Source organism: Pseudomonas karstica, from assembly GCF_009707515.1.
GTDB classification, from domain to species: domain Bacteria; phylum Pseudomonadota; class Gammaproteobacteria; order Pseudomonadales; family Pseudomonadaceae; genus Aquipseudomonas; species Aquipseudomonas karstica.
On sequence record NZ_WLYI01000049.1, the window covers coordinates 1 to 20,070 of the forward strand.

Annotated in this window: 20 protein-coding genes; 12 read left to right on the forward strand and 8 right to left on the reverse strand. The window is 59.8% G+C overall.

Going from position 1 to position 20,070, the window contains the following annotated elements:
- The first annotated feature begins 79 nt into the window (after positions 1 to 79).
- The 3 genes from GIR22_RS24370 (at position 80) to pcsA (ending at position 2,539) form a co-directional block, all read left to right on the forward strand.
- Entirely contained in the window at positions 80 to 553 is a 474-nt protein-coding gene (locus GIR22_RS24370) for a DUF1289 domain-containing protein (protein WP_154745833.1), read from the forward strand.
- Between the two features lie 176 nt (positions 554 to 729).
- Positions 730 to 1,668: a class I SAM-dependent methyltransferase gene (locus tag GIR22_RS24375; protein ID WP_154745834.1), complete on the forward strand. Its 939-nt coding sequence runs from the start codon at positions 730 to 732 to the stop codon at positions 1,666 to 1,668.
- Positions 1,669 to 1,822: 154 nt separating this feature from the next.
- Entirely contained in the window at positions 1,823 to 2,539 is a 717-nt protein-coding gene (pcsA, locus tag GIR22_RS24380; protein WP_178122450.1) for a phosphatidylcholine synthase, read from the forward strand.
- Positions 2,540 to 2,678: 139 nt separating this feature from the next.
- On the opposite strand, the gene GIR22_RS24385 is transcribed toward pcsA, so the two are convergent.
- The gene (locus GIR22_RS24385; RefSeq protein ID WP_154745836.1) at positions 2,679 to 3,464 is read right to left on the reverse strand and encodes a sulfite exporter TauE/SafE family protein; all 786 of its coding nucleotides are present in this window, start codon (positions 3,462 to 3,464) and stop codon (positions 2,679 to 2,681) included.
- A gap of 327 nt (positions 3,465 to 3,791) precedes the next feature.
- Between GIR22_RS24385 and GIR22_RS24390 the strand changes: the two genes are divergently transcribed.
- The 4 genes from GIR22_RS24390 (at position 3,792) to GIR22_RS24405 (ending at position 6,403) form a co-directional block, all read left to right on the forward strand.
- Positions 3,792 to 4,313 carry a DUF3455 domain-containing protein gene (locus GIR22_RS24390; protein WP_154745837.1) on the forward strand — a complete coding sequence of 174 codons (522 nt, stop codon included), beginning with the start codon at positions 3,792 to 3,794 and terminating at the stop codon, positions 4,311 to 4,313.
- Between the two features lie 107 nt (positions 4,314 to 4,420).
- On the forward strand, positions 4,421 to 4,948 hold the full coding sequence (locus GIR22_RS24395) for a sigma-70 family RNA polymerase sigma factor (protein ID WP_154745864.1): 528 nt from the start codon (positions 4,421 to 4,423) through the stop codon (positions 4,946 to 4,948).
- Positions 4,945 to 5,649, forward strand: coding sequence for an anti-sigma factor (locus tag GIR22_RS24400; protein WP_154745838.1), 705 nt, complete (start codon positions 4,945 to 4,947; stop codon positions 5,647 to 5,649). The genes GIR22_RS24395 and GIR22_RS24400 overlap by 4 nt, the downstream gene beginning before the upstream one ends.
- A 199-nt stretch (positions 5,650 to 5,848) precedes the next feature.
- Complete coding sequence (locus GIR22_RS24405; protein ID WP_154745839.1) at positions 5,849 to 6,403, forward strand: UPF0149 family protein; 555 nt, start codon at positions 5,849 to 5,851, stop codon at positions 6,401 to 6,403.
- A 50-nt stretch (positions 6,404 to 6,453) separates the two neighbouring features.
- Here the strand turns inward: GIR22_RS24405 and GIR22_RS24410 are convergent, their stop codons facing one another.
- Complete coding sequence (locus tag GIR22_RS24410; protein WP_154745840.1) at positions 6,454 to 6,804, reverse strand: DUF1428 domain-containing protein; 351 nt, start codon at positions 6,802 to 6,804, stop codon at positions 6,454 to 6,456.
- Between the two features lie 211 nt (positions 6,805 to 7,015).
- On the opposite strand from GIR22_RS24410, the gene GIR22_RS24415 reads away from it, so the two are divergent.
- Together GIR22_RS24415 and GIR22_RS24420 are read left to right on the forward strand one after the other, a co-directional pair.
- Complete coding sequence (locus tag GIR22_RS24415) at positions 7,016 to 8,272, forward strand: 3-phosphoshikimate 1-carboxyvinyltransferase (protein ID WP_154745841.1); 1,257 nt, start codon at positions 7,016 to 7,018, stop codon at positions 8,270 to 8,272.
- A gap of 22 nt (positions 8,273 to 8,294) precedes the next feature.
- On the forward strand, positions 8,295 to 8,684 hold the full coding sequence (locus GIR22_RS24420; protein WP_154745842.1) for a hypothetical protein: 390 nt from the start codon (positions 8,295 to 8,297) through the stop codon (positions 8,682 to 8,684).
- Between the two features lie 7 nt (positions 8,685 to 8,691).
- Here the strand turns inward: GIR22_RS24420 and GIR22_RS24425 are convergent, their stop codons facing one another.
- Complete coding sequence (locus GIR22_RS24425) at positions 8,692 to 9,312, reverse strand: NAD(P)H-dependent oxidoreductase (RefSeq protein WP_154745843.1); 621 nt, start codon at positions 9,310 to 9,312, stop codon at positions 8,692 to 8,694.
- A gap of 64 nt (positions 9,313 to 9,376) precedes the next feature.
- On the opposite strand from GIR22_RS24425, the gene GIR22_RS24430 reads away from it, so the two are divergent.
- A complete protein-coding gene (locus GIR22_RS24430; RefSeq protein WP_154745844.1) occupies positions 9,377 to 9,988 on the forward strand; it encodes a TetR/AcrR family transcriptional regulator in 612 nt (203 codons plus the stop codon).
- Between the two features lie 28 nt (positions 9,989 to 10,016).
- On the opposite strand, the gene GIR22_RS24435 is transcribed toward GIR22_RS24430, so the two are convergent.
- A complete protein-coding gene (locus GIR22_RS24435) occupies positions 10,017 to 10,697 on the reverse strand; it encodes a GNAT family N-acetyltransferase (RefSeq protein WP_154745845.1) in 681 nt (226 codons plus the stop codon).
- A gap of 268 nt (positions 10,698 to 10,965) precedes the next feature.
- Here GIR22_RS24435 and GIR22_RS24440 point away from each other — a divergent pair, with 268 nt between their 5' ends.
- Entirely contained in the window at positions 10,966 to 11,817 is an 852-nt protein-coding gene (locus GIR22_RS24440; protein ID WP_154745846.1) for a CAP domain-containing protein, read from the forward strand.
- A 161-nt stretch (positions 11,818 to 11,978) separates the two neighbouring features.
- Positions 11,979 to 14,168 (forward strand): response regulator, encoded by a 2,190-nt coding sequence (locus GIR22_RS24445; protein WP_154745847.1) that lies wholly within the window; start codon positions 11,979 to 11,981, stop codon positions 14,166 to 14,168.
- A 54-nt stretch (positions 14,169 to 14,222) separates the two neighbouring features.
- Here GIR22_RS24445 and GIR22_RS24450 read toward each other — a convergent pair whose 3' ends face one another.
- From GIR22_RS24450 to aldA, 4 genes are all read right to left on the reverse strand, one after another.
- Positions 14,223 to 15,842: a GMC family oxidoreductase gene (locus GIR22_RS24450; protein WP_154745848.1), complete on the reverse strand. Its 1,620-nt coding sequence runs from the start codon at positions 15,840 to 15,842 to the stop codon at positions 14,223 to 14,225.
- A 60-nt stretch (positions 15,843 to 15,902) separates the two neighbouring features.
- Entirely contained in the window at positions 15,903 to 17,120 is a 1,218-nt protein-coding gene (locus GIR22_RS24455; RefSeq protein WP_154745849.1) for a mandelate racemase/muconate lactonizing enzyme family protein, read from the reverse strand.
- A 1-nt stretch (position 17,121) separates the two neighbouring features.
- A complete protein-coding gene (locus tag GIR22_RS24460; RefSeq protein WP_154745850.1) occupies positions 17,122 to 18,432 on the reverse strand; it encodes an MFS transporter in 1,311 nt (436 codons plus the stop codon).
- A 145-nt stretch (positions 18,433 to 18,577) separates the two neighbouring features.
- Positions 18,578 to 20,002 (reverse strand): aldehyde dehydrogenase, encoded by a 1,425-nt coding sequence (gene aldA, locus GIR22_RS24465; RefSeq protein ID WP_154745851.1) that lies wholly within the window; start codon positions 20,000 to 20,002, stop codon positions 18,578 to 18,580.
- Positions 20,003 to 20,070 lie beyond the last annotated feature (68 nt).

Sequence of the window (20,070 nt, forward strand, 5' to 3'; positions counted from 1 at the left end):
GACCGGTGGGGCGTTGAGCTGGGATTGATCTCATGCGGCCCCGCCAGGGGCCGTGTTGTTTTATGTGCTGATGTTTTTTATGCCTAATCAAACCATCAAGACACCTTGTGTCGGCCTGTGCTCCACCGTTTACGGAGATCTGGTCTGCCGGGGCTGCAAGCGTTATCACCATGAAGTCATCCAGTGGAATGGCTACAGCGGTGAAGAGAAGCAAGCCGTATGGCAGCGTCTTGAGCAATTGCTGGTGCAGGTCATGGCCAGCAAGCTGCAAGTGCTGGACCCCCAGCGCCTGCGCCAGCAATTGGAGGATCGCAAGATTCGCTTCATGCCCCATCAGTCGCCGTACTGTTGGGCGTACCAGTTGATCGCCCGGGGAGCCCGGGTGATATCCAGGCTGGATGCTTATGGCCTGGCACTGTTGCCGGAGTTTCGTGATCGCGAGCTGACAGATCTGCGTGATGCGATTGACCGTGAGTTTTTCCTGCTATCAGAGGCCCATTACGAGCGCTATATCGCGCCAGGGTTTCTCAAGGAGACGTTTGGCGGTTTGTAAGGCGGCTATGGGGGGTGCGACATTCCAACGTAGCGGCTTACAAAGCGGCGGGCCTGCGGCCCTTATCGCAGCCTCGTGCCTCGGCAGTGGCTACACGTCATCAGGTTATGCTTGAACACCCTGCGCACCGGCAATTGTGTTTAAAATGCCGCCCGCTCAATGACCGACACTACCCGATGACCCCAGACGCACTCGCCACCCTCCACACTCATTTGCTCACGGCCTTGCACACCGCCCCGGCCGAAACCCGGCGCCTGTTCCACGGCCGTGGCCGTTGCTGGCCAGGCCTGGAGCAGTTGACGGTGGACTGGCTGCAAGGGGTGGTATTGGTGTCGTTGTTCAAGGAACCCCAGGCCCCGGAGCTGGAAGCCTTGAAGCAAGTGTTGATGCGCATCACTGCGTGCGCCGAATGGCAGCAGTCCGGCGCCCATACCCTGGCGCTGCAACATCGCTACCTGCCGCAAAGCACCACCGAATGGTTGGTGGGAGAGCCGGTCGACGAATTGACCCTTACCGAAGGCGGGCTGCGTTATCGCATCGACCTGGGTAAAAAGCAGAACAGTGGGCTGTTTCTCGACATGCGTTATGGCCGTAACTGGGTCCGTGAACAGGCCCGGGGACTGCGGGTGCTGAACCTCTTCGCCTACACTTGCGGCTTTTCCGTGGCGGCCATCGAAGGCGGCGCCAAGCATGTGGTCAACCTGGACATGGCCCGTGGCGCCCTGAGCCGTGGCCGCGACAATCATCGGCTCAACGGCCATGACTTGAGCAAGGTGACGTTCCTGGGCCACGACCTGTTCAAGTCCTGGGCCAAGGTCACTGGCAGCGGCCCCTACGACCTGGTGATCATTGATCCACCGTCCTTTCAAAAAGGTAGTTTCCTGCTGACCAAAGACTATCAGCGGGTGTTACGCCGTCTGCCCGAGTTGCTCTCGCCCCAAGGCACCGTCCTGGCGTGCATGAACGACCCGGCCTTTGGCGAAGACTTCCTTATCGATGGCGTGACCCGCGAAGCCCCGGGCCTGCGCTTTGAGCAGCGGCTGGAAAACCCGCCGGAATTTCCCGACGTAGACCCACAAAGCGGCTTGAAAGCGCTGGTGTTCCGCCAGGGCTAATGCCGAATCGCCGAACGCTTGCTACGCTAACCCATACACCGAGACGGTGAACCTTATCCCCCGTCCCCCGGTCGATACATGCATCCCTGGTCAGATTCGACGGCGCATTGTCCAACCGTCGGCTGTCCCGTTTCACCTTTTGGAGAACGCCTTAGTGATATCGACTCTACATGTAGCCAGACTCAAAGCATGGGGCGCCCATGGTTTTACCGCGACGGGCGTGGTCCTGGCATTCCTGGCGACCCTGGCATTGCTGGAGAACCAGCCCAAGGCTTGCCTGCTCTGGCTGGGCCTGGCGCTGGTGGTGGACGGAGTCGACGGCTCACTGGCACGCAGGGTCAATGTACAGACCGTGCTGCCAAGTTTTGACGGTTCGGTGCTGGACCTGGTGATCGACTACCTGACCTACGTGTTTATCCCGGCACTGTTCATCTATCGCTATATCGACCTGCCGGACTTCACCCACCTGTTTACGGTGTCGGTAATCCTGGTGTCGTCGCTGTTCTGTTTCTGCAACGTCAATATGAAGAGCAAGGACAACTATTTCCAGGGTTTTCCCGCTGCCTGGAACGTGGTGGCGTTGTGTGTCTATATCATCGACCCGGCACCCTGGGTGACGCTGCTGACGGTGATCGGCCTGGCACTGTTGACCGTGACACCGATGAAGTTCCTGCACCCGTTTCGGGTCAAGCGCTTCATGCCGATCAATATCGCAGTGACCTCGGTGTGGCTGCTGTGCAGCCTGCTGCTGGTAATCGATTACCCCTACACCCACCACCTGACCATGGGGGTGTGGCTGTTGATGTCGGCGTACTTCCTGGGGATTTGTATCTGGCGCACGGCGGTGGAGTGGCTGGATAAGCCGAAGTGACCCTGTAAACCCTGTGTCCTGTAGCCGCTGCCGAGGTACGAGGCTGCGATGGGGTGCGAAGCGCCCCCCGGCGGCGGTCCTGCGAACACGCATCGCAGCCTCGTACCTCGACAGCGGCTACAGGGCTACAGCGGCGACATTAGAACGCCAACTTGTACCCGATCAGCGCCAGCATCACCGCCAGGCACGGGCGTAGGATGCCATCCGGCACCCGCCCAGTCATATGGCTGCCCATGTAGATCCCCGGCAGCGACCCTATCAGCAAAAAGCCCAGCAAGTGCCAATCCATATTGCCCATGCTTGCGTGCCCCAGACCCGCCACCAGGGTCAGTGGCACCGCGTGAGCGATTTCGGTGCCCACCAGGCGCCGGGTGGCCAGGAACGGGTACAGAATGAACAACGCCACAGTGCCCAAGGCGCCCGCACCGATGGAGGTCAGCGCGACCATAGTGCCCAGGACCGCCCCGGTGACGACCGTCAAGCCGTTCAGGTTCCGCGGGTTCATATGGTAGTTATCACCCGCATGGCGCTGTGCGAAGGCCAATAACTTTTTCTTGAACAGAATCGCCATGGCCGTCAACAACAGCACCACGCCCAATGCCTGCTTGATCACCACATTCATCGCGCTGGGATCGGTGTGCAGGCTCTTGAGAAACCATAGGGTCAGCAGCACAGCGGGCACACTGCCCAGGGTCAGCCAGCCGGTAATTTTCCAATCGATATTTTTGTTTTTGCCGTGAACCAGCACGCCACCGGACTTGGTGATGGCCGCGTACAGCAAGTCAGTGCCCACGGCGGTCGCAGGGTTGACACCGAACCACAACAGGATAGGAGTCATCAATGAGCCCCCGCCCACACCGGTCATTCCGACGATAAAACCTACAACCAGGCCAGCAACAATGAAACCAAGATTACCCACATCCATTACAACTACCTGCGGCCGTATAAATTTCTGGCGGCAGCATAGCGATTTTTCTTATAACGACTTATACCAATACGATCTGACTTTATTCCTTTTACGTCAGGTGCTGACAACGATAGGCCGGGGTCTGATAAGGGAGTGCCACTGTATCACCCCTGTTCTGTGGTTCTCGCCTTCTCACCTTATGGCAGGACCACGATGAAGCTCACCAACAGGGAAGCCAAGGACCGCTGATTTATTTTTTGATCACTGCATCCACTTGCGCTCTGCGTGGGTAGTACAGGAAGCAGCCTTGGGCTGCCCCACTGCTTCCCATATGGAGAAACACCGATGAACGTCAAATCACTGCTTTGCCTGACAGGCCTGTTAGGCGTTGCAACAGGCGCCTTTGCCCAGAGCGGTTTGCCCGACAGCATCAAAGTGCCAGATGGCCACAAGGTCGCGATGGAGACCACAGGGGTCGGCGAAATCACCTACGAGTGTCGGGACAAGGCCAACGCCACCGGGCAGACCGAATGGTTCTTCGTCGGGCCCAAAGCGGTGCTCAATGACCGCAGTGGCAAGCAGGTAGGTACCTACTTCGGCCCACCCGCCACTTGGCAGGCCAAGGATGGCTCCAAGGTCACTGGCACCCAGTTGGCGGTAGCACCGTCAAGCCCGGGCAACCTGCCCTATCAATTGGTCAAAGCCAATCCGGCCGAAGGTGACGGGGCGATGCGTGGGGTCAGCTATATCCAGCGTGTGGCACTCCAGGGCGGCGTGGCCCCCAGCACCGAATGCACCGCGGCCAACAAGGGCAAACAGGAAGTGGTGAAGTACCAGGCCGACTACATTTTCTGGGCGGCCAATTAATTCGCCGCGTAACTAAAATCGTCTACGCTGCTCCGATAACACCCCGGCTCCGTGGCCGGGGTATTGACCCAGTCCTGGCGGCGTAAATCGTGTCCTTCCCTGAACCCTTGTTTGACTATCAAGCCTGTCTGCTGGCCTGCGCCTGTGGCGAACAGCAAGCCTTGCGCCAGTTGTATGAACAGGAAAGTGCCCGCTTGCTGGGGGTTGCCAAACGCATCGTCCGGGATAACGCGCTGGCCGAAGACATTGTGCACGACGTCTTTATCAAGATATGGAACAGTGCCGGCAGTTTCGATCCAGGCAAAGGTTCGGCACGTGGCTGGATCTTCAGCGTGACTCGCCACATGGCACTCAACGTCATGCGTCCGCGTGGTCGTGACGTGCAGATCAGCGAAGAACATGAGCAATCTCTGACGACCGTGGAACAGGTCGATTTCTTTGAGTATCGGGCCCGCTCCGAGCAGATTTATACCTGCCTGGAACAACTGGACCCCGCTCGTCGCAGTTGCATCCTGCATGCTTATGTCGACGGCTACTCCCACAGCGAAATCGCGCAGAAACTGGGCACCCCACTGGGGACCGTCAAAGCCTGGATCAAACGCAGCCTAGTGGCATTGCGTGAGTGCATGGCATGAACACGACACCCCACGACCTCGATGAGCTGGCGAGTGAATACGTACTCGGCACCTTGGCGGCCGAACAGCGCGCCGCGGTAGAACGGCGTCTTGGGCAGGATGCCGATCTGCGCGCAGCAGTCGACGCGTGGGAGCAGCGCTTGCTCCCCTTGACCGACCTTGCGGACCCCGTCAGGCCCGGCGCCGATTTATGGCCGCGCATTGAACACAGCCTGGGCCATGCGCGTCGGCCCCTCGCCCGCCCCCCGACGGTGTCTTGGTGGAATCGGCTGGCCGTCTGGCGTGGCCTGGCCGGCAGCAGCCTGGTGGCAAGCCTGGTGTTGGCCACCTTGCTATTGACTCGCACTGCGGCCATTAACCCGATGACCTATGTGGTGGTGCTGGTGGCGCCGCAAAACCAGGCGCCGGGGTGGGTGATCCAGGCGAGCAACACTCGGGAAATCCGGCTGATCCCCCTGGGGGTCATGGAAGTGCCGACGGATAAAACCCTGCAATTCTGGACCAAGGGGGAAGACTGGCAAGCGCCGGTCTCCCTGGGTCTGGTCAAGCCTGGGCAGACGCTGTCGATTCCGTTGGACCGATTGCCGCCATTGGCGCCGAACCAGTTGTTTGAACTGACCCTGGAAAATGCCGGTGGGTCCACCACAGGCAAGCCGACAGGGCCTATCCAGGCGATTGGCCGAGCGGTCAAGGTCATCTGAACACCCGGCTAATGAACGGTTGTGTCAGAGGCACTAGTGCACATCCGCGCCTCGCCATGATGGGCTTGATGTCTATGAGAAAGCAGTGCCCAACAGTGGGGAAAATCCGAAAAGAGGCTGGATTAAAAACCTTACACACGCCATCCTCCGCGCTTTAAGCCGTCACGTTTGCGGCGCTCGATGAACAAAGGATATCCCCATGCACGACTACCCTCTCGCCCCCGCCGATTTCGAGTTCATCGAAGAAACCCTGTTGACGCATGGCCACGACCACTGCGTGCTGAACCTGGCCGAACTGGACGGCTACTTCACCGCCCTGGTTTCCAGCCCGGCACAGGTAGACATTGCGCAATGGTTCCCGGCCATCTGGGGTGGGCAGAATCCGGAGTGGGAAAGCCCAGAGCAAGCCAAACGCTTTCTCGACCTGAGCGTGCACCATATGAATGCCGTTGCCACCCAGTTGGCAACCAACGCCCAAGATTTCAAGGCCCGCTTCGAGGAGACTGAACATCAGGACCAACCACTGACCCTGGCGGAAGAATGGTGCTTTGGCTACATCCGTGGCACCACTGTAGGTAACTGGCCTGTGCTCCCGCCGGAACAAGCCGGGCACCTGGAAAAAATTTCCTGGTGCGCCGAGCAAGACAACTTCGAACTGCCGGCCGACCTGGATGTGGAGTTGCACCAGCAACGGGCCAGCGCAATCGAGCCGGCAGCACGAGCGTTGCATGATTATTGGCTGGCCCAGCGTTAGTGTCCGCTCATTAAGCACGTGCTGGCGTACGGTACCGGCAGCTACTTCAGCTATATAGGGAGCATCTCGAAGCCGCCATAAATCATGCGCTGCCCATCGAATGGCATCGGGTTGACCTCAGGTTTCATTCGCGGGTCCTCCATGACCTTGCGCATCCCCATATCGCGCACCTGCCGTGACGGCCAGATGATCCAGGAAAACACCACGGTTTCATCGTCCTTGAGCTTCACCGCCATGGGCAACGAAGTGACTTTGCCCTGGGGCACATCATCGCCCCAGCAATCGACAACATTGAGGGCACCGTGCTCCTTGAACACCACCGCGGCGGCCTTGGCATGTTCGATGAACTGTTCGCGCTTGGCGGTGGGTACCGCGATGACACAACCGTCGACGTAAGTCATGATCACTCTCCTGATTGGATAGGATGAACGGCCGGAGTTGAAATGGCTCGTTCTACCCATAGTCGATTCATCAGGCGCCTGATCGACACGCGTACGGAAAATACCGACCGGTGGCGATCCCCGCTCGACAAGGGCATCGTCTTTGGCCGATTATTCGTGTCCGCCAGCCGGCCACTCCCGCCACCTTGCCTTGAATCAGGAGCCTTGTACCTTGAGTTCGCAGAAAACCGTGACCGTTACACCACCCAACTTTCCATTGAACGGCAAGGTAGCGCCCCCCGGCTCCAAATCCATCACCAACCGCGCCCTGCTGCTGGCGGCCCTGGCCAAGGGCACCAGCCGCCTGAGCGGTGCCCTGAAAAGCGATGACACCCGACACATGTCGGTGGCGCTGCGGCAGATGGGTGTGATCATCGACGAGCCCGACGACGTAACCTTCGTCGTCACAGGCTTTGGCAAATTGCAATTACCCCACCAGCCGTTGTTCCTCGGCAATGCCGGGACCGCGATGCGTTTCCTGACTGCCGCAGTGGCCACGGTGCAAGGCACGGTGGTGCTCGATGGCGACGACTATATGCAAAAGCGCCCCATCGGCCCGCTGCTGGCAACCTTGAATCAAAATGGCATCAAGGTCGACAGCCCGACCGGCTGCCCACCGGTGACGGTCCATGGCGTTGGCCAGGTCCAGGCCAGGCGTTTCGAGATCGACGGCGGGCTGTCCAGCCAGTACGTCTCGGCACTGTTGATGCTGGCGGCTTGCGGTGAGGCGCCCATCGAAGTGGCGCTGACCGGCAAGGACATTGGCGCCCGTGGCTATGTCGACCTGACCCTGGATTGCATGCGCGCGTTCGGTGCGCAGGTCGAGATGGTCGACGACAGCACCTGGCGCGTGGCGTCGACCGGCTACACCGCCACTGACTACCTGATCGAGCCCGACGCGTCTGCCGCCACCTACTTGTGGGCGGCCGAAGTACTGACCGGTGGCGCCATCGACCTGGGCGTCGCCCCGCAAGACTTCACCCAACCCGATGCCAAAGCCCAGGCGGTGATCGCACAATTCCCGCACATGCCGGCCACGGTGGTGGGTTCGCAGATGCAGGACGCCATTCCGACACTCGCGGTACTCGCGGCGTTCAACAATACGCCAGTGCGCTTCACGGAGCTGGCCAACCTGCGGGTCAAGGAGTGTGATCGGGTCCAGGCGCTGCACGATGGTCTCAACGAAATCCGCCCGGGCCTGGCGACCATTGAAGGTGATGACCTGCTGGTGGCCAGTGATCCGGCGCTCGCAGGCACGTCGTGCAACGCACTGATCGACACCCACGCCGACCACCGTATTGCCATGTGTTTTGCCCTGGCAGGATTGAAAGTGGCTGGAATCAAAATCCAGGACCCTGACTGCGTCGGCAAGACCTATCCTGGATACTGGAAGGCGCTGGGCAGCCTTGGGGTCAAGCTGAGCGACTGAGCTGTCGGGGGAGGACGTATTCATGACCATTCGCCAACCCTGTCCACCCGGTGCCTGCGTCTGCGATCGTGAACAATTGCTGGACGCCCCCGGCGCCGACCGGCGCATCCTGAACCTGACCCGCCAGGAAGAAAAACGTCTACTGGATCGACTGGAAGACCTCAAAAGCCTGCCGGACCTGGAGCATATGCAACAACTGATGTACCAGCAATTGGGCATCCACGTGCATATCGCGCCCGGGCACACCGAAGTAAAAAGCATGCGCGGGATCCAGATTGTCATCGATGATCTGCCGGGGTTATGCCGCAAGACCCGGCAGTCGATTCCAGCGGCGATTCGCCGGGGGTTGGAGAAGCAGCCGGAAATTGCCTATCGGTTGCTCGATGCCCATGACTTGTTCAGAGAGGGTTGAGCTCGGATTATCTAGACAATACCGCCGCTTGATTGAGCGTCGAGGTCGCAAACATCTCCTGCCCCGTCCGCCACGCCGCCTGCAGATGCACCTTAGGTTCGCGGACTTCCGACTCCAACAGCAACTGCGAACTCACCACCTTCGCCCCGCAATAATCAAAGATCCCATGGTCGATCTGCGTGCTCATGGCCGTGGCATAGCCATGGCGCTCAAAAGTGCCTTCATCGGCCCCACCCACTCCCAGCAGATGCACCTGCAGGCGCCCAAGCTTTTTCACCAGCTTTGTGGTCTGCATGTCGTACTCCAACGCCCAGCCATTGGTGAACACCCGGTCGACCCAGCCTTTGAGCAAGCCCGGCATCGACCACCAATAGACCGGATACACCAGCACCAGCGCATCGGCGCGGTCGATGCGCGCCTGTTCGGCCAGCACATCGGCAGGTGGCGTGGCTTGGGTGCGGTGTACGGCATGGTCGGCGGCGCTGAACCGTGGATCAAAGCCTTCGTCGGCCAGGTCGGCGGTTTCAAAGGTATGACCCTCGGCCGCAAGGCCTGCTGCAACGTGCGCTGCCAGACTGTGGGTCAATGAACGAGGATCGTGATGGGCAACAACGATAAGCGCATGCATGGCAAATGCTCCGGTGATAAGCTGAGGTAAGTTACGATTAGTAAGTTGCTTTTGGTATATAAGCATGTCAAGCACCGAAATACCCGCACCCCGCCGTCGCTTGTCCCGGGAAGATCGCCTGCGTCAGTTGCTGGAGATGGCCTGGCAATTGGTTCGTAAAGAAGGCACCGAAGCCTTGACCCTGGGCCGTCTGGCCGATATGGCCGGGGTCACCAAACCAGTGGTGTACGACCACTTCACCACCCGGGCCGGCTTGCTGGCAGCGCTGTATAAGGATTTTGACGATCGCCAGAATGCGTTGCTGGAGGCCGCGCTGGAGGCCAGCGAGCCGAGTCTTGAGGGGCGGGCACGGGTGATCGCCTCGTCCTATGTCGACTGTGTGCAGCTTCAGGGCCGCGAGATACCAGGGGTGATCGCCGCCCTGAGCGGCGCACCGGAGTTGGATGCCCTCAAGCGTGAATACGAGATGATTTTCATGCTCAAGTGCCGCGATGTTCTCGCACCATTTGCACTGTCCAGCGACATCACCCTGGCCAGCCTGCGAGCCATGCTGGGGGCGGCCGAGGCGCTTTCCCATGCAGCGGCCAGCGGTGAAATCAACCCCGTACAAGCCCAGGAAGAACTGTTCCAAACCATCAAGTCGATGGTCAACCGAGGGGCAGGCCTGAAAAACTGAAGGTCAGAAGGAATAACCGGTTCGATATTTACACCAAGCGCTCGCGCACGAATGCCTGGGCCTTGCGCGTCATCTGGTCGAAGTGCCGGTCACGCTGTTTTTCGGCATCGATCATTGCTCGCTTGCCATGCTTTTGCAGCAAGTAGGTATGAATCTGCCGCACTTCCAGCGAGCTGTAGATCGAAGCGACATCCAGCAACCCCATCAAGCCCTCGGTGCTGTAGTCGCGCGTGTTCATCAGCACTTGAGTACCGCGCACGCCCCGCACCTGGAAGCCCATGGACTCGAATGCTGGCACTTTCTCCACCGCGCACGTCAGCTCGGCATGGGGATAACGTGCAAGCATGTCCCGCATCATCGCCCGCGCCACACCCTGGCGCCGATGGCTGGCCTGCACTGCCATATAGGCCACGCCACACGCCTGGGGGTCGTCCTTGACCGGCAGGTACAGCAAAAAGCCGATCACTTTGGCGGGGTCTTGCTGATCCATGGCGACGATCAACTCGACGGCTATGCCCTTTGACCCGCCGACCGCCTCCAGGTACAGGTGCACCTCATAGCCGATCGCGTATTGATAGACGTTGTAGAGCAAGTTACTCGGCGCAATGGCGACCATGCTGATGTCGGTCAGGTAGTCCACCACCATCTGCAGGATTTGGCTGTTGATGGGTTCAGGGCATGGGGTTTCATAGTGGGTAAGGCTGAACATTAAATGTGTGGGTTCCTGATGTTTCGCGTCAAGGCTGGGCCGATTGTACCTGTTGCAGCAAGGTGTGGACCGAAAGACGTCAGGTCGGCATCCTGTCATGGATACCAAAGGATCCTCGGTGAGGTCTATGCAATCGCGCCAGCGCTCGGCTCATGGTTGATGTAAATACCATGATTTTCAATGACTTATCGAAAAAATTCGGTCAACGGGTGCATGGATGCCCCTTCATCGCGCATCATGGGCACTTTCAAGCTCAAGGGAAACGTCCATGCGCGTTCTGTCATTGATGATGGGTCTTACGACGCTGGCTGCCAGTCTGGTGTTTTGCGCCCAGGCGTCGGCGAGCGAAGAAAGCCAATTGGTGGACTCGATCAACCAATACCGCAACCAGGTGCAGCGCTGTGGCGACCAGGGTTCCCAGGAGCTGCCGCCCCTGGCGACCGATCCGCGACTGGTGCTGCCGGTCAACAGCGTCGGCGACCTGCAACAGGCACTGGCGCGGGCCGCCTACCCGATGGTCAACGTCCAGGCCATCAGCCTGTCCGGCCCCAAAAATGCCGAGGCGGCGATGAAAGCCGTGCAAGAGAGCTTTTGTCGAGTAGTACTGGACCCGCAATACGTCGATATTGGCGTCAGCAACAACGGCCAGGACTGGCGCATCGTCCTCGCTCGTCCACTGCTGACCAGCGGCCTGGGGGAATGGCAGACCGAAGGCAAGCAGCTCCTGGCGATGATCAACGCTGCCCGTGAACAACCGCGCCAGTGTGGCAACCAAACGTTTGCCGCCACCACGCCCCTGGCCTGGAACGAGGTACTCGCCAATGCTGCGGCCGGACACTCACGCAACATGGCCAACGGCAACTTTTTCGACCATCTGGATCGCGACCGTCGTACCCCGGGCGACCGGGCCGAACTGGCGGGCTACACCGCCCAGCAGGTCAGCGAAAACATCGCTGCCGGCCTGGACACACCGCGCAAGGTGGTCGACGGCTGGCTCGCCAGCCCCGGGCATTGCGCCAACCTGATGAGCCCGTTCTTTCGCGACATGGGCGCAGCTTATGCGATGGACCCGAAGAGTGATGCAGGGATTTATTGGACCGCGATGTTTGGGGTGCAGTAAGGACCTGTAAACGCCTCAGGATTGGCTAAGACAGCAAAATGCCATGCCATGGATAACCCCCTTGGGCAAACAGGCTGAACTGGCAGTCTTTGTGCGGGTCTGTTGCTTGATCCTCGCGTAATCAGGCGATGTGGGATCTGTCGCAAAAAAGGGCTTGGCGAATGACAAACTGCTGGCTGCAGAGCGGTGGCGCAATGGCCGAACAGACCCGGCACCACGACTGGGCCAGTACGCCTCTTGGCCCTCTTGAACAATGGCCTGATGTATTGAAGACCACCGTAGCGCTGTGCCTTGCCTCCAGTTTCCCTCAGGCCATTGTCTGGGGACCGGAGTTCATCACGCTCTATAACGATGCATTTCTGCCGATTCTCGGCGACAAGCCTGACGCCCTGGGCCGACCGTTCAGCGAAATCTGGCGGGAGGTATGGAGCGACATCAGCCCCATCGCCGATGCCGCTTACGCGGGGCAAGCGACCTTCATCGAAAACTTCCCCCTGGTGATCGAGCGCGGTAACGGGCCGGAGCAAGCCTACTTCACGTTTTGCTACAGCCCGATCCGGGACCCGCAAGGCAAGGTCATGGGTATGCTCGACATCGTCACGGAAACCACCGCCACCGTGTTCCTCGCCCGCCGCCTGGCCGTGCTCGATACCATCGGCAATGCGCTAGGCAATGCCACCGACGCCGAGACCATCATGACCGTGACCACACGGTTACTGGCGGCGCATTTGCAGGTATCCAACTGTGCCTATGCCGACATGGACACCGATGAAGACGGTTTTACCATTCGGGGCAATTGGGCCGCCGCAGGTTCGCCCAGTATCGTGGGACGTTACCGCCTGGCGGATTTCGGGGAGCTGGCCGTCAACCGCCTGCGGGCCGGGCAGCCCTTGATCATTCACAACAACCTGTTGGAACTGTCTCCAGGAGAAGCCGCCACTTTCCAGGCCCTGGGCCTCACGGCCACTATTTGCATGCCGTTGATCAAAGAGGGTCGCCTGAGCGCATTGATGGCCATCCATGACAAGGCTGCCCGCGTCTGGTCGCCTTACGATCTGGCGCTCCTGGGCGAGGTCACTGAAAGATCCTGGGCTCATATTGAGCGGGTACGCGCCGACGCCGCCGTGCGCGAGGGCATGGCCGCCTATGCAGAGCTGAATGCGACCCTGGAACATCGGGTCGAGGAACGAACCACGCTGCTGGCCCGGACCGAAGCAGCGCTACGCGAATCGCAAAAACTGGAAGCCATCGGCCAACTGACCGGCGGCGTAGCCCACGACTTCAACAATCTGCTGACCATCATCCGCTCCTCCGTCGATTTCCTGCGCCGGCCCAACCTCCCCGAGGATCGGCGTCAACGTTACATGAGCGCCGTTTCCGACACCGTGGAACGTGCCAGCAAACTGACCAGTCAACTGCTGGCCTTCGCCCGACGCCAGCCGCTGAACCCGGAAGTCTTCAATGTCGGCCAACGGGTACGAAATATCAGCGAGATGCTGGAAACGGTCACCGGCGCGCGGATTCATATTCACGTCGAATTGCCCGGACACCCCTGCTATATCCGCGCCGACTCCAGCCAATTTGAAACCGCGCTGATCAACATCGCCCTCAACGCCCGGGATGCCATGGACGGCCAGGGGACCTTGATGTTGCGCGTTGAGGGTAATCAACCGTTGCCACGTATCCGCGGTGATGCAGGAGCACGCCGGCCTTTTATCGCGATCTCACTGACCGACACCGGAGCTGGCATCCCTTCAGGGACGTTCGGGAGAATCTTTGAACCGTTTTTCACCACCAAGGAAGTCGGCAAGGGAACCGGGCTGGGATTGTCGCAGGTGTTTGGTTTCGCCAAACAATCGGGGGGCAACGTGGATGTGACAAGCACCGTCGGCCAAGGCACGATGTTTACGTTGTACCTGCCACAAGTGGAGCCTGAAGAAAGCTTTGAAAGCGACGAACAAGAAGCGCCTGAACTGCCCCCGCAAAGGTACCCGTGCCGTATTTTGATTGTGGAAGACAACGTGGAGGTTGGCCGCTTTGCCACCCAGATCCTTCAGGACCTGGGCTACCAGACGACTTGGGCAACCAATGCAGAACAAGCTCTGGAGCTTGTGGGGCCACAGGTGTTGGCATTCGACGCCATCTTCTCCGATGTGGTCATGCCCGGCATCACTGGCGTGGCCCTGGCCAAGGAGTTGCGCCGCCGCCGGCCTGACTTGCCGATAATCCTGACCTCGGGATACAGCGAGGAACTGGCTGAAGATGGCTACGAAGGTTTCGAGTTCCTGGCCAAGCCCTACTCCGCCGATCAAGTCTCGCGCATCCTGACCAGGGCCATGCTCAAGCGCTGAGCCGCGTCCTGATAAACATCGACGAAAAAGCCTATGGCTGTGCAGCATTCGGCCTCAAGCGAGGCGCGCATCCTGCAAGATCAAATCAGCGCCCTTCTCTGCCACCATCAACACCGCGGCATGGGTGTTGCCCGAGGTCACGTTGGGAAAAACCGACGCATCGACGATGCGTAACCCCTCGATGCCGTGCACCTTCAAATGCTTGTCCACCACTGACACCCGAGGGTCTGCTCCCATGGCGCAAGAACCGCACAGGTGGTAGATCGACCCGCTGTTCTGGCGAAAGTACTGCAGCATCTGCTCATCACTTTCCACTGCCAGGCCTGGCAGGACTTCATCGACAGTAATGCCCTTGAGTGCCGGCGCCTGCATGATTTTGCGCATCAGCCGGCTGCCCTGGATTACTTCATCGATGTCCTTTTGGGTACTCAAGTAATTGGGGTCGATCAATGCCGCATCCCGTGGATTTTTCGAGGCAATGCGAATGGTCCCGCGACTGGTAGGCCGACACGGGTTGAAGCACAGCAAAAACCCTGAATACGGCTCGGGTTTGAGGCTGGCCTTGTTGTTCTTCGGGATCTGATACGACAGTGGGTTGAAGTACAGTTGCAGGTTGGGATGCTCCTGCTCTTCATTGCCACGAAAGAACCCGCCCGCCTGGTTGACGCTCATGGCCAGTGCGCCCTTGCGGGTCAGCAGGTATTTGAGGCCCAGCTTCAACTGGCCGAATAGCGAGCTGAGCTCATCGTTCAGGGTCGGGATACTGGCTTTGTAATAATAACTGACGCACAGGTGATCCTGTAGGTTCTGCCCTACCGCCGGCAGGTGCTTGACCTGCGCAATACTGTGTTCGGCCAACAATTGCTGGTCGGCAATGCCCGACAGTTGCAGGATCTTCGGCGTATCCACGGCACCCGCGCACAAGATCACTTCCTTGCGCGCACTGAAGGTCCGTGCCACGCCGTGCTGGGTGACGGCGATGCCGATGGCGCGTTGCTGATCATCGAACAACACCCGGTCCACCAGCGCATAGTGCTCCAGGGTCAGGTTCGGCCGACTCAGGGCAGGATGCAGATGGGCAAAGCTGCTGGAGCAGCGCTCGCCATTGCGGGTGTTGACGTCGTAGATGCCTGCACCTTCGAACTTCGGGCCATTGAAGTCATCGCTACGGGCGTAGCCCAGTTGCTCACAGCCTTTGAGAAACACATCGCAAATGGCGTGGGTCTGGCCCTTCATCGGGGTGATGTTGATGGGGCCGCTGCCACCGTGGTACTGGGTGTCACCCAAGGGGTGATTCTCCAGTTTGCGAAAGTACGGCAATACGTCGTTGAAGCCCCAACCATCGTTACCATTGGCGGCCCAGTCGTTGAAGTCGTGGGCCTGGCCGCGTACGTAGATCATCGCATTGATTGAACCGGAACCACCCTGCACCTTGCCGCGCGGGGCATAAATGGCACGGTCGGCCAGTTGCTTTTGCGGCTGGCTGTAGTACATCCAGTTAAAGGTCGGGTTGTAATACATCTTGGCAAAGCCAACCGGGATCTTGAACCACCAGGAGCTATCTTTGCCGCCCGCCTCCAGCAGCAAGACTGAATACTGCCCACAAGCGGACAGTCGATTAGCGAGGATGCAACCTGCGGCGCCAGCGCCCGCGATGATGTAGTCGTAAGTCATGCACAGTTACCGCGTAAGTCGTTTTTACAAAACCCGCCCGTTGCCGGGCGGGACAGCTCATCAGCCCTTGGCGGGCGAAGTGTCCTTGACGTCTGCCGGGGTCGGCGCCATTTGCAGGTGCAGGCGCTCGCCGGTGTAGGGCGAATGCCGGCGCACCACGTCCATGTTCAGCTCCACCCCCAGGCCTGGTTCGGTGGGCGGGATGATGTAGCCGTCCTCCCATTGCAGCGGCCGGGTCAGAACTTCAGCGTGGAAGCCGCCCCAGGTCATAATGCTTTCCTGGATCAGGAAGTTCGGCGTGCAGGTGGCCAGCTGAAAACTCGCCGCCGCGCCAATTGGCCCGTTGTAGAGATGGGGAGCGATTTGCGCGCAGTAAGCCTCGGCCATGCTGGCGATCTTCTTCGCCTCTAGCAGGCCACCGCAGCGGGCGACGTTCATTTGCAGGATCGATGCGCCACCCGCTTGAAGTAGCTTGAAGAATTCGTACTTGGTGGTCAGGCGCTCGCCGGTGGCAATCGGGATGCTGGTCTTGGCAGCGACTTGGGCCATGGCCTCTTCCTGGCCCGGCGGCACCGGCTCTTCGAACCACAGTGGGTCGTACTTCTCCAGGCGCTTGGCCAATCGAATGGCTGAGGAGGGCACCATCTGCCCATGGGTACCAAACAGCAGGTCGCACTTATCCCCCACCGCCTCGCGAATCTTGCGGCAGAACGTTTCGCAGCGCTCCAACACCTCCAGGGAAAGCTGATGGCCGGAATACGCGGTGTAGGGGCCGGCCGGGTCGAATTTTACGGCGGTGAAGCCTTTGTTCAGGTTATCCAGGGCGCACTCGGCGGCCAGGTCCGGATCGTCGTAGTCGTACTCACCCTGGCTATTGACCGGGTACAAGTAGGTGTAGGAACGCAGGCGCTCGTTGACCTTGCCGCCGAGCAATTCGTACACCGGTTTGTTGGCGGCCTTGCCGATGATGTCCCAGCAGGCCATTTCCAGGCCGCTGACCACACCCATCATGGTCAGGTCCGGACGTTGGGTGAATCCGCTGGAATAGGCCTGGCGGAAAAAGCGTTCGATATGGTGCGGGTCGTGGTTGAGCAGGTAACGTTCGAACACGTCTTCAATGATCGGCAGCATGGCCTTGGGGCCAAAGGTGGCGGCGTAGATTTCACCTACCCCTTCAATGCCGCAATCGGTCTTGAGCTTGACGAACAGCCAGTACATGCCACCGATGTGCGGCGGTGGTACGGCAACGATATGGGTTTCAAGGGCGACGATTTTCATCTCAGGCACCTGCCGGGTTGATTTTTTTACGATTGATTCGGGCGCGCAATACCAGGGCCGCCAAGGTCCCGAGCACGCCGATAAAGGCGATGTAGCCGAAATAAAGGTTGTAACCGACGGCACCCGGGTAGGTTTCGGTGAGGTAGCCGTTGATCAGCGGGATAAAGGTGTCGGGCAGGTAACCCACCACCGAGACAATGCCGATGGCCAGGCCGGTGATCCGCAGCGGGATGTTGCAGCTGTCGAGGATCGCCCAGTACAGGCCGCGAATGGCGTAGGTCATCAGGCCGATGAAAATCACCGTGCCAATCAGCAGGCCCAGGCTCTTGAGGGCCGGGAAGACGATCAGGCCGACCATCGCCAGGGTCGCAAGGAGCAACGCGACGATCAGCACCGATATATTGGAGAATCTGTCTCCCAGCCAGCCACCGCCTATGCCACCGATGGGGCGCATCCACAGTTTTATGGTGGTGATGGTGCCGGCCATGACGGCGGTCATGCCGCTGCCTTGCAGGTAATCCGAGAAGCTGTAGGTGGCCCAGAACATGTGATAGCCACAAAATACAATCGCGGTCACCAGCCACAGCTCGGGGATTTTCACCAACGTCGTCAGGTCGGCGACCAGGTTGAACGTGCCCTTTTCCACCGCCGCCGTCTCCTCCATTGACTTGGGGTCCTTGAGCAGCACCAACACGCAACCAATGGCGATACAGGTGAAGGCATACAGGTACACCACGTGCTTGAAGCCTTCGGCGGCCGACTCGCCGCGGGTTTCGGTGGCGTAGGCGAACAGGCCCAGGGCAACCGTCGCCAGCAAGGCTTCCACCAGGCCACGGCCGCCGTCGAGGATGCCGAAAAAGCGCCCTTGTTCGCGGTGGTGGGCAATCATCTTCACCCGCTTGAGCACCGAGGCCCAGAAGGTCAGGCCGGTGGTCAGGCCCCAACAGCCGAAGATGATCATCAGGCCGGTCATCGACGGAACGGTGGAGTACCACAGGCCAAGGGCGCCGGTGGCCACCAGGGAGAAAAAGATCAACAAGCGTGGTGGCAAGCGATCCGCCAGCCAGCCACTGGGCAGGTAGCTCAACAAAAAGAGCGTGCCGAGCATCGAGTACAGGTAACCCAGTTCGCTGTGGTTGATCTGGAAGACTTCGAGCATGGTGCCCTGGTAGACCTGGCGCAGATAGAGGATCGGGTAGATCGCCCCGGCGGCCAGCACCAGCAACATCAGTTGGAAGTAGCGACTGGCTTTGTCGCTTTTTACCGCGGACGCGGCGTCGAAACCCTGAACAGCAGGCACAGGCTTGGACATAGTGTTGACCTCGGGCAACCCGTTGGACGGGTGCCCTGATAATTGTTGTTTTAGAGGTAACTGCAAGCGGCAAACCACAAGCAACAAGCCAGATGCAGTTCGCCTTGAACGTGCAACTTGCCGCTTGAAACTGGCCGCTGTTTTTCTAGTACTTCATGACCACCAGGCGGGTCTGGGTGAACTCAAGCATACCGTGCTTGCCGTCGTCCCCGCCCAGGCCCGAGCGCTTCCAGCCGGCGTGGTAGCCCTGGTACGGATCGGCCGGGGTGCGGTTGACGTACAGCTCCCCAGCCTCGATGGCATTGGCCACTTTCATCGCCGTGCGGTAGTTCTCGGTGTAGAGCACCGATGACAGGCCGAACTGATGGTCGTTGGCCATGGCCAGGGCTTCGTCGATATCGCGGTACTTGAGCACCGGCAGTACTGGGCCGAAGATTTCTTCCTGAATGATCTCCATGTCCTGGCGGCAACCGCTGAGCAGGGTTGGCGGGTAGAAATGACCGTTGCCTTCGGGCAACACGCCACCGGTTTCCAGTACCGCACCGTCGGCGATGGCGCGCTCAACCATGGCGTGAATATTCTTTTGGGAACTGGCATTGACCAGTGGCCCCATCCTGCTTGCGTCCGTGGCGCGATCACCGAACTCAACCGCACTGATCCTGGCCTTGAGCAAGGCCAGGAAGCGCTCATACACGCTTTCCTGCACGTACACCCGCTCCACCGCCGTGCACACCTGGCCGCAGTGGGTGGTCTTGGAGGCGACGATATCGCTGGCAGCTTTTTCCAGGTCGGCGTCGGCCTCGATGATGGCCGGGGTCTTTCCGCCCAGTTCCAGGGACGGTTTGGCAATATTGGCTTTGCAGTAATCGAGGACGATACGCCCGGCGTTGACACTGCCGGTCAGGGTGATCAGGCCAACCGCCTTGTGGGTGCAGACACTGGCAGCGGTGTCGTGGTCCATGGCCAGGATATTGATCACTCCGGCTGGCATCCCGGCCCGCACCACGGCCCGGGCGATGGCGAACGCCGACAACGGCGTGTTGTTGCTGGGGCGCACCACCACGGTGTTGCCGGCAATCAGCGCCGGGGCGATCTTGCGCAGCAGGGTGTAGACCGGGTAGTTGAACGGAATCAGGCAGGCCACCACGCCAATCGCCTCGCGCTGCAGGAACAGGTTCTCGTCCGGGCTGTCGCTGGGAATAATCTCGCCTTCGATGCGCCGCGCCCATTCAGCGTGATAGCGAGTGATCTGCGCGGCGTAGCGGGCTTCATTGCTGGCCTCTTCGAGGCTTTTGCCGGACTCGCCGGCCAAAGCAGCACCAATGGTTTCGGCGTCAGCCTCCAAGGCGTTGGCCAGAGCCCGCAGGTGTTCGGCACGTTGGATACTCGTGAGTTTGCCCCAGGCTTTCTGTGCGACGCCAGCGGCGTCAACAGCTGCGACTGCTTCGTCCGGAGTGGCGGCCGAGACCTGGCCGACCAAGGCTTCAGTGGCCGGGTTATAGACCGCGATCAACGCGTTGCTGGCAGGTTCGACAAAATGACCGTTGAAAAAATTGCGCTCGATTTGCATGTGCTTCGCCCATCGTTGTTTTTATCCGAGTGGCCAGCAGTCTTGTCATCGGGCCACCCTTGAACAAA

Excerpts from the sequence above, each read along its gene's own strand:
- GIR22_RS24445 (WP_154745847.1), top strand. The coding sequence starts at position 11,979 with ATGACAAACTGCTGGCTGCAGAGCGGTGGCGCAATGGCCGAACAGACC.
- GIR22_RS24450 (WP_154745848.1), bottom strand. The coding sequence starts at position 15,842 with ATGACTTACGACTACATCATCGCGGGCGCTGGCGCCGCAGGTTGCATC.
- GIR22_RS24455 (WP_154745849.1), bottom strand. The coding sequence starts at position 17,120 with ATGAAAATCGTCGCCCTTGAAACCCATATCGTTGCCGTACCACCGCCG.
- GIR22_RS24460 (WP_154745850.1), bottom strand. The coding sequence starts at position 18,432 with ATGTCCAAGCCTGTGCCTGCTGTTCAGGGTTTCGACGCCGCGTCCGCG.
- GIR22_RS24405 (WP_154745839.1), top strand. The coding sequence starts at position 5,849 with ATGCACGACTACCCTCTCGCCCCCGCCGATTTCGAGTTCATCGAAGAA.
- GIR22_RS24375 (WP_154745834.1), top strand. The coding sequence starts at position 730 with ATGACCCCAGACGCACTCGCCACCCTCCACACTCATTTGCTCACGGCC.
- GIR22_RS24435 (WP_154745845.1), bottom strand. The coding sequence starts at position 10,697 with ATGTTCAGCCTTACCCACTATGAAACCCCATGCCCTGAACCCATCAAC.
- GIR22_RS24425 (WP_154745843.1), bottom strand. The coding sequence starts at position 9,312 with ATGCATGCGCTTATCGTTGTTGCCCATCACGATCCTCGTTCATTGACC.
- GIR22_RS24385 (WP_154745836.1), bottom strand. The coding sequence starts at position 3,464 with ATGGATGTGGGTAATCTTGGTTTCATTGTTGCTGGCCTGGTTGTAGGT.
- GIR22_RS24400 (WP_154745838.1), top strand. The coding sequence starts at position 4,945 with ATGAACACGACACCCCACGACCTCGATGAGCTGGCGAGTGAATACGTA.
- GIR22_RS24410 (WP_154745840.1), bottom strand. The coding sequence starts at position 6,804 with ATGACTTACGTCGACGGTTGTGTCATCGCGGTACCCACCGCCAAGCGC.
- GIR22_RS24420 (WP_154745842.1), top strand. The coding sequence starts at position 8,295 with ATGACCATTCGCCAACCCTGTCCACCCGGTGCCTGCGTCTGCGATCGT.
- GIR22_RS24430 (WP_154745844.1), top strand. The coding sequence starts at position 9,377 with ATGTCAAGCACCGAAATACCCGCACCCCGCCGTCGCTTGTCCCGGGAA.
- GIR22_RS24390 (WP_154745837.1), top strand. The coding sequence starts at position 3,792 with ATGAACGTCAAATCACTGCTTTGCCTGACAGGCCTGTTAGGCGTTGCA.
- GIR22_RS24440 (WP_154745846.1), top strand. The coding sequence starts at position 10,966 with ATGCGCGTTCTGTCATTGATGATGGGTCTTACGACGCTGGCTGCCAGT.
- aldA (WP_154745851.1), bottom strand. The coding sequence starts at position 20,002 with ATGCAAATCGAGCGCAATTTTTTCAACGGTCATTTTGTCGAACCTGCC.
- GIR22_RS24370 (WP_154745833.1), top strand. The coding sequence starts at position 80 with ATGCCTAATCAAACCATCAAGACACCTTGTGTCGGCCTGTGCTCCACC.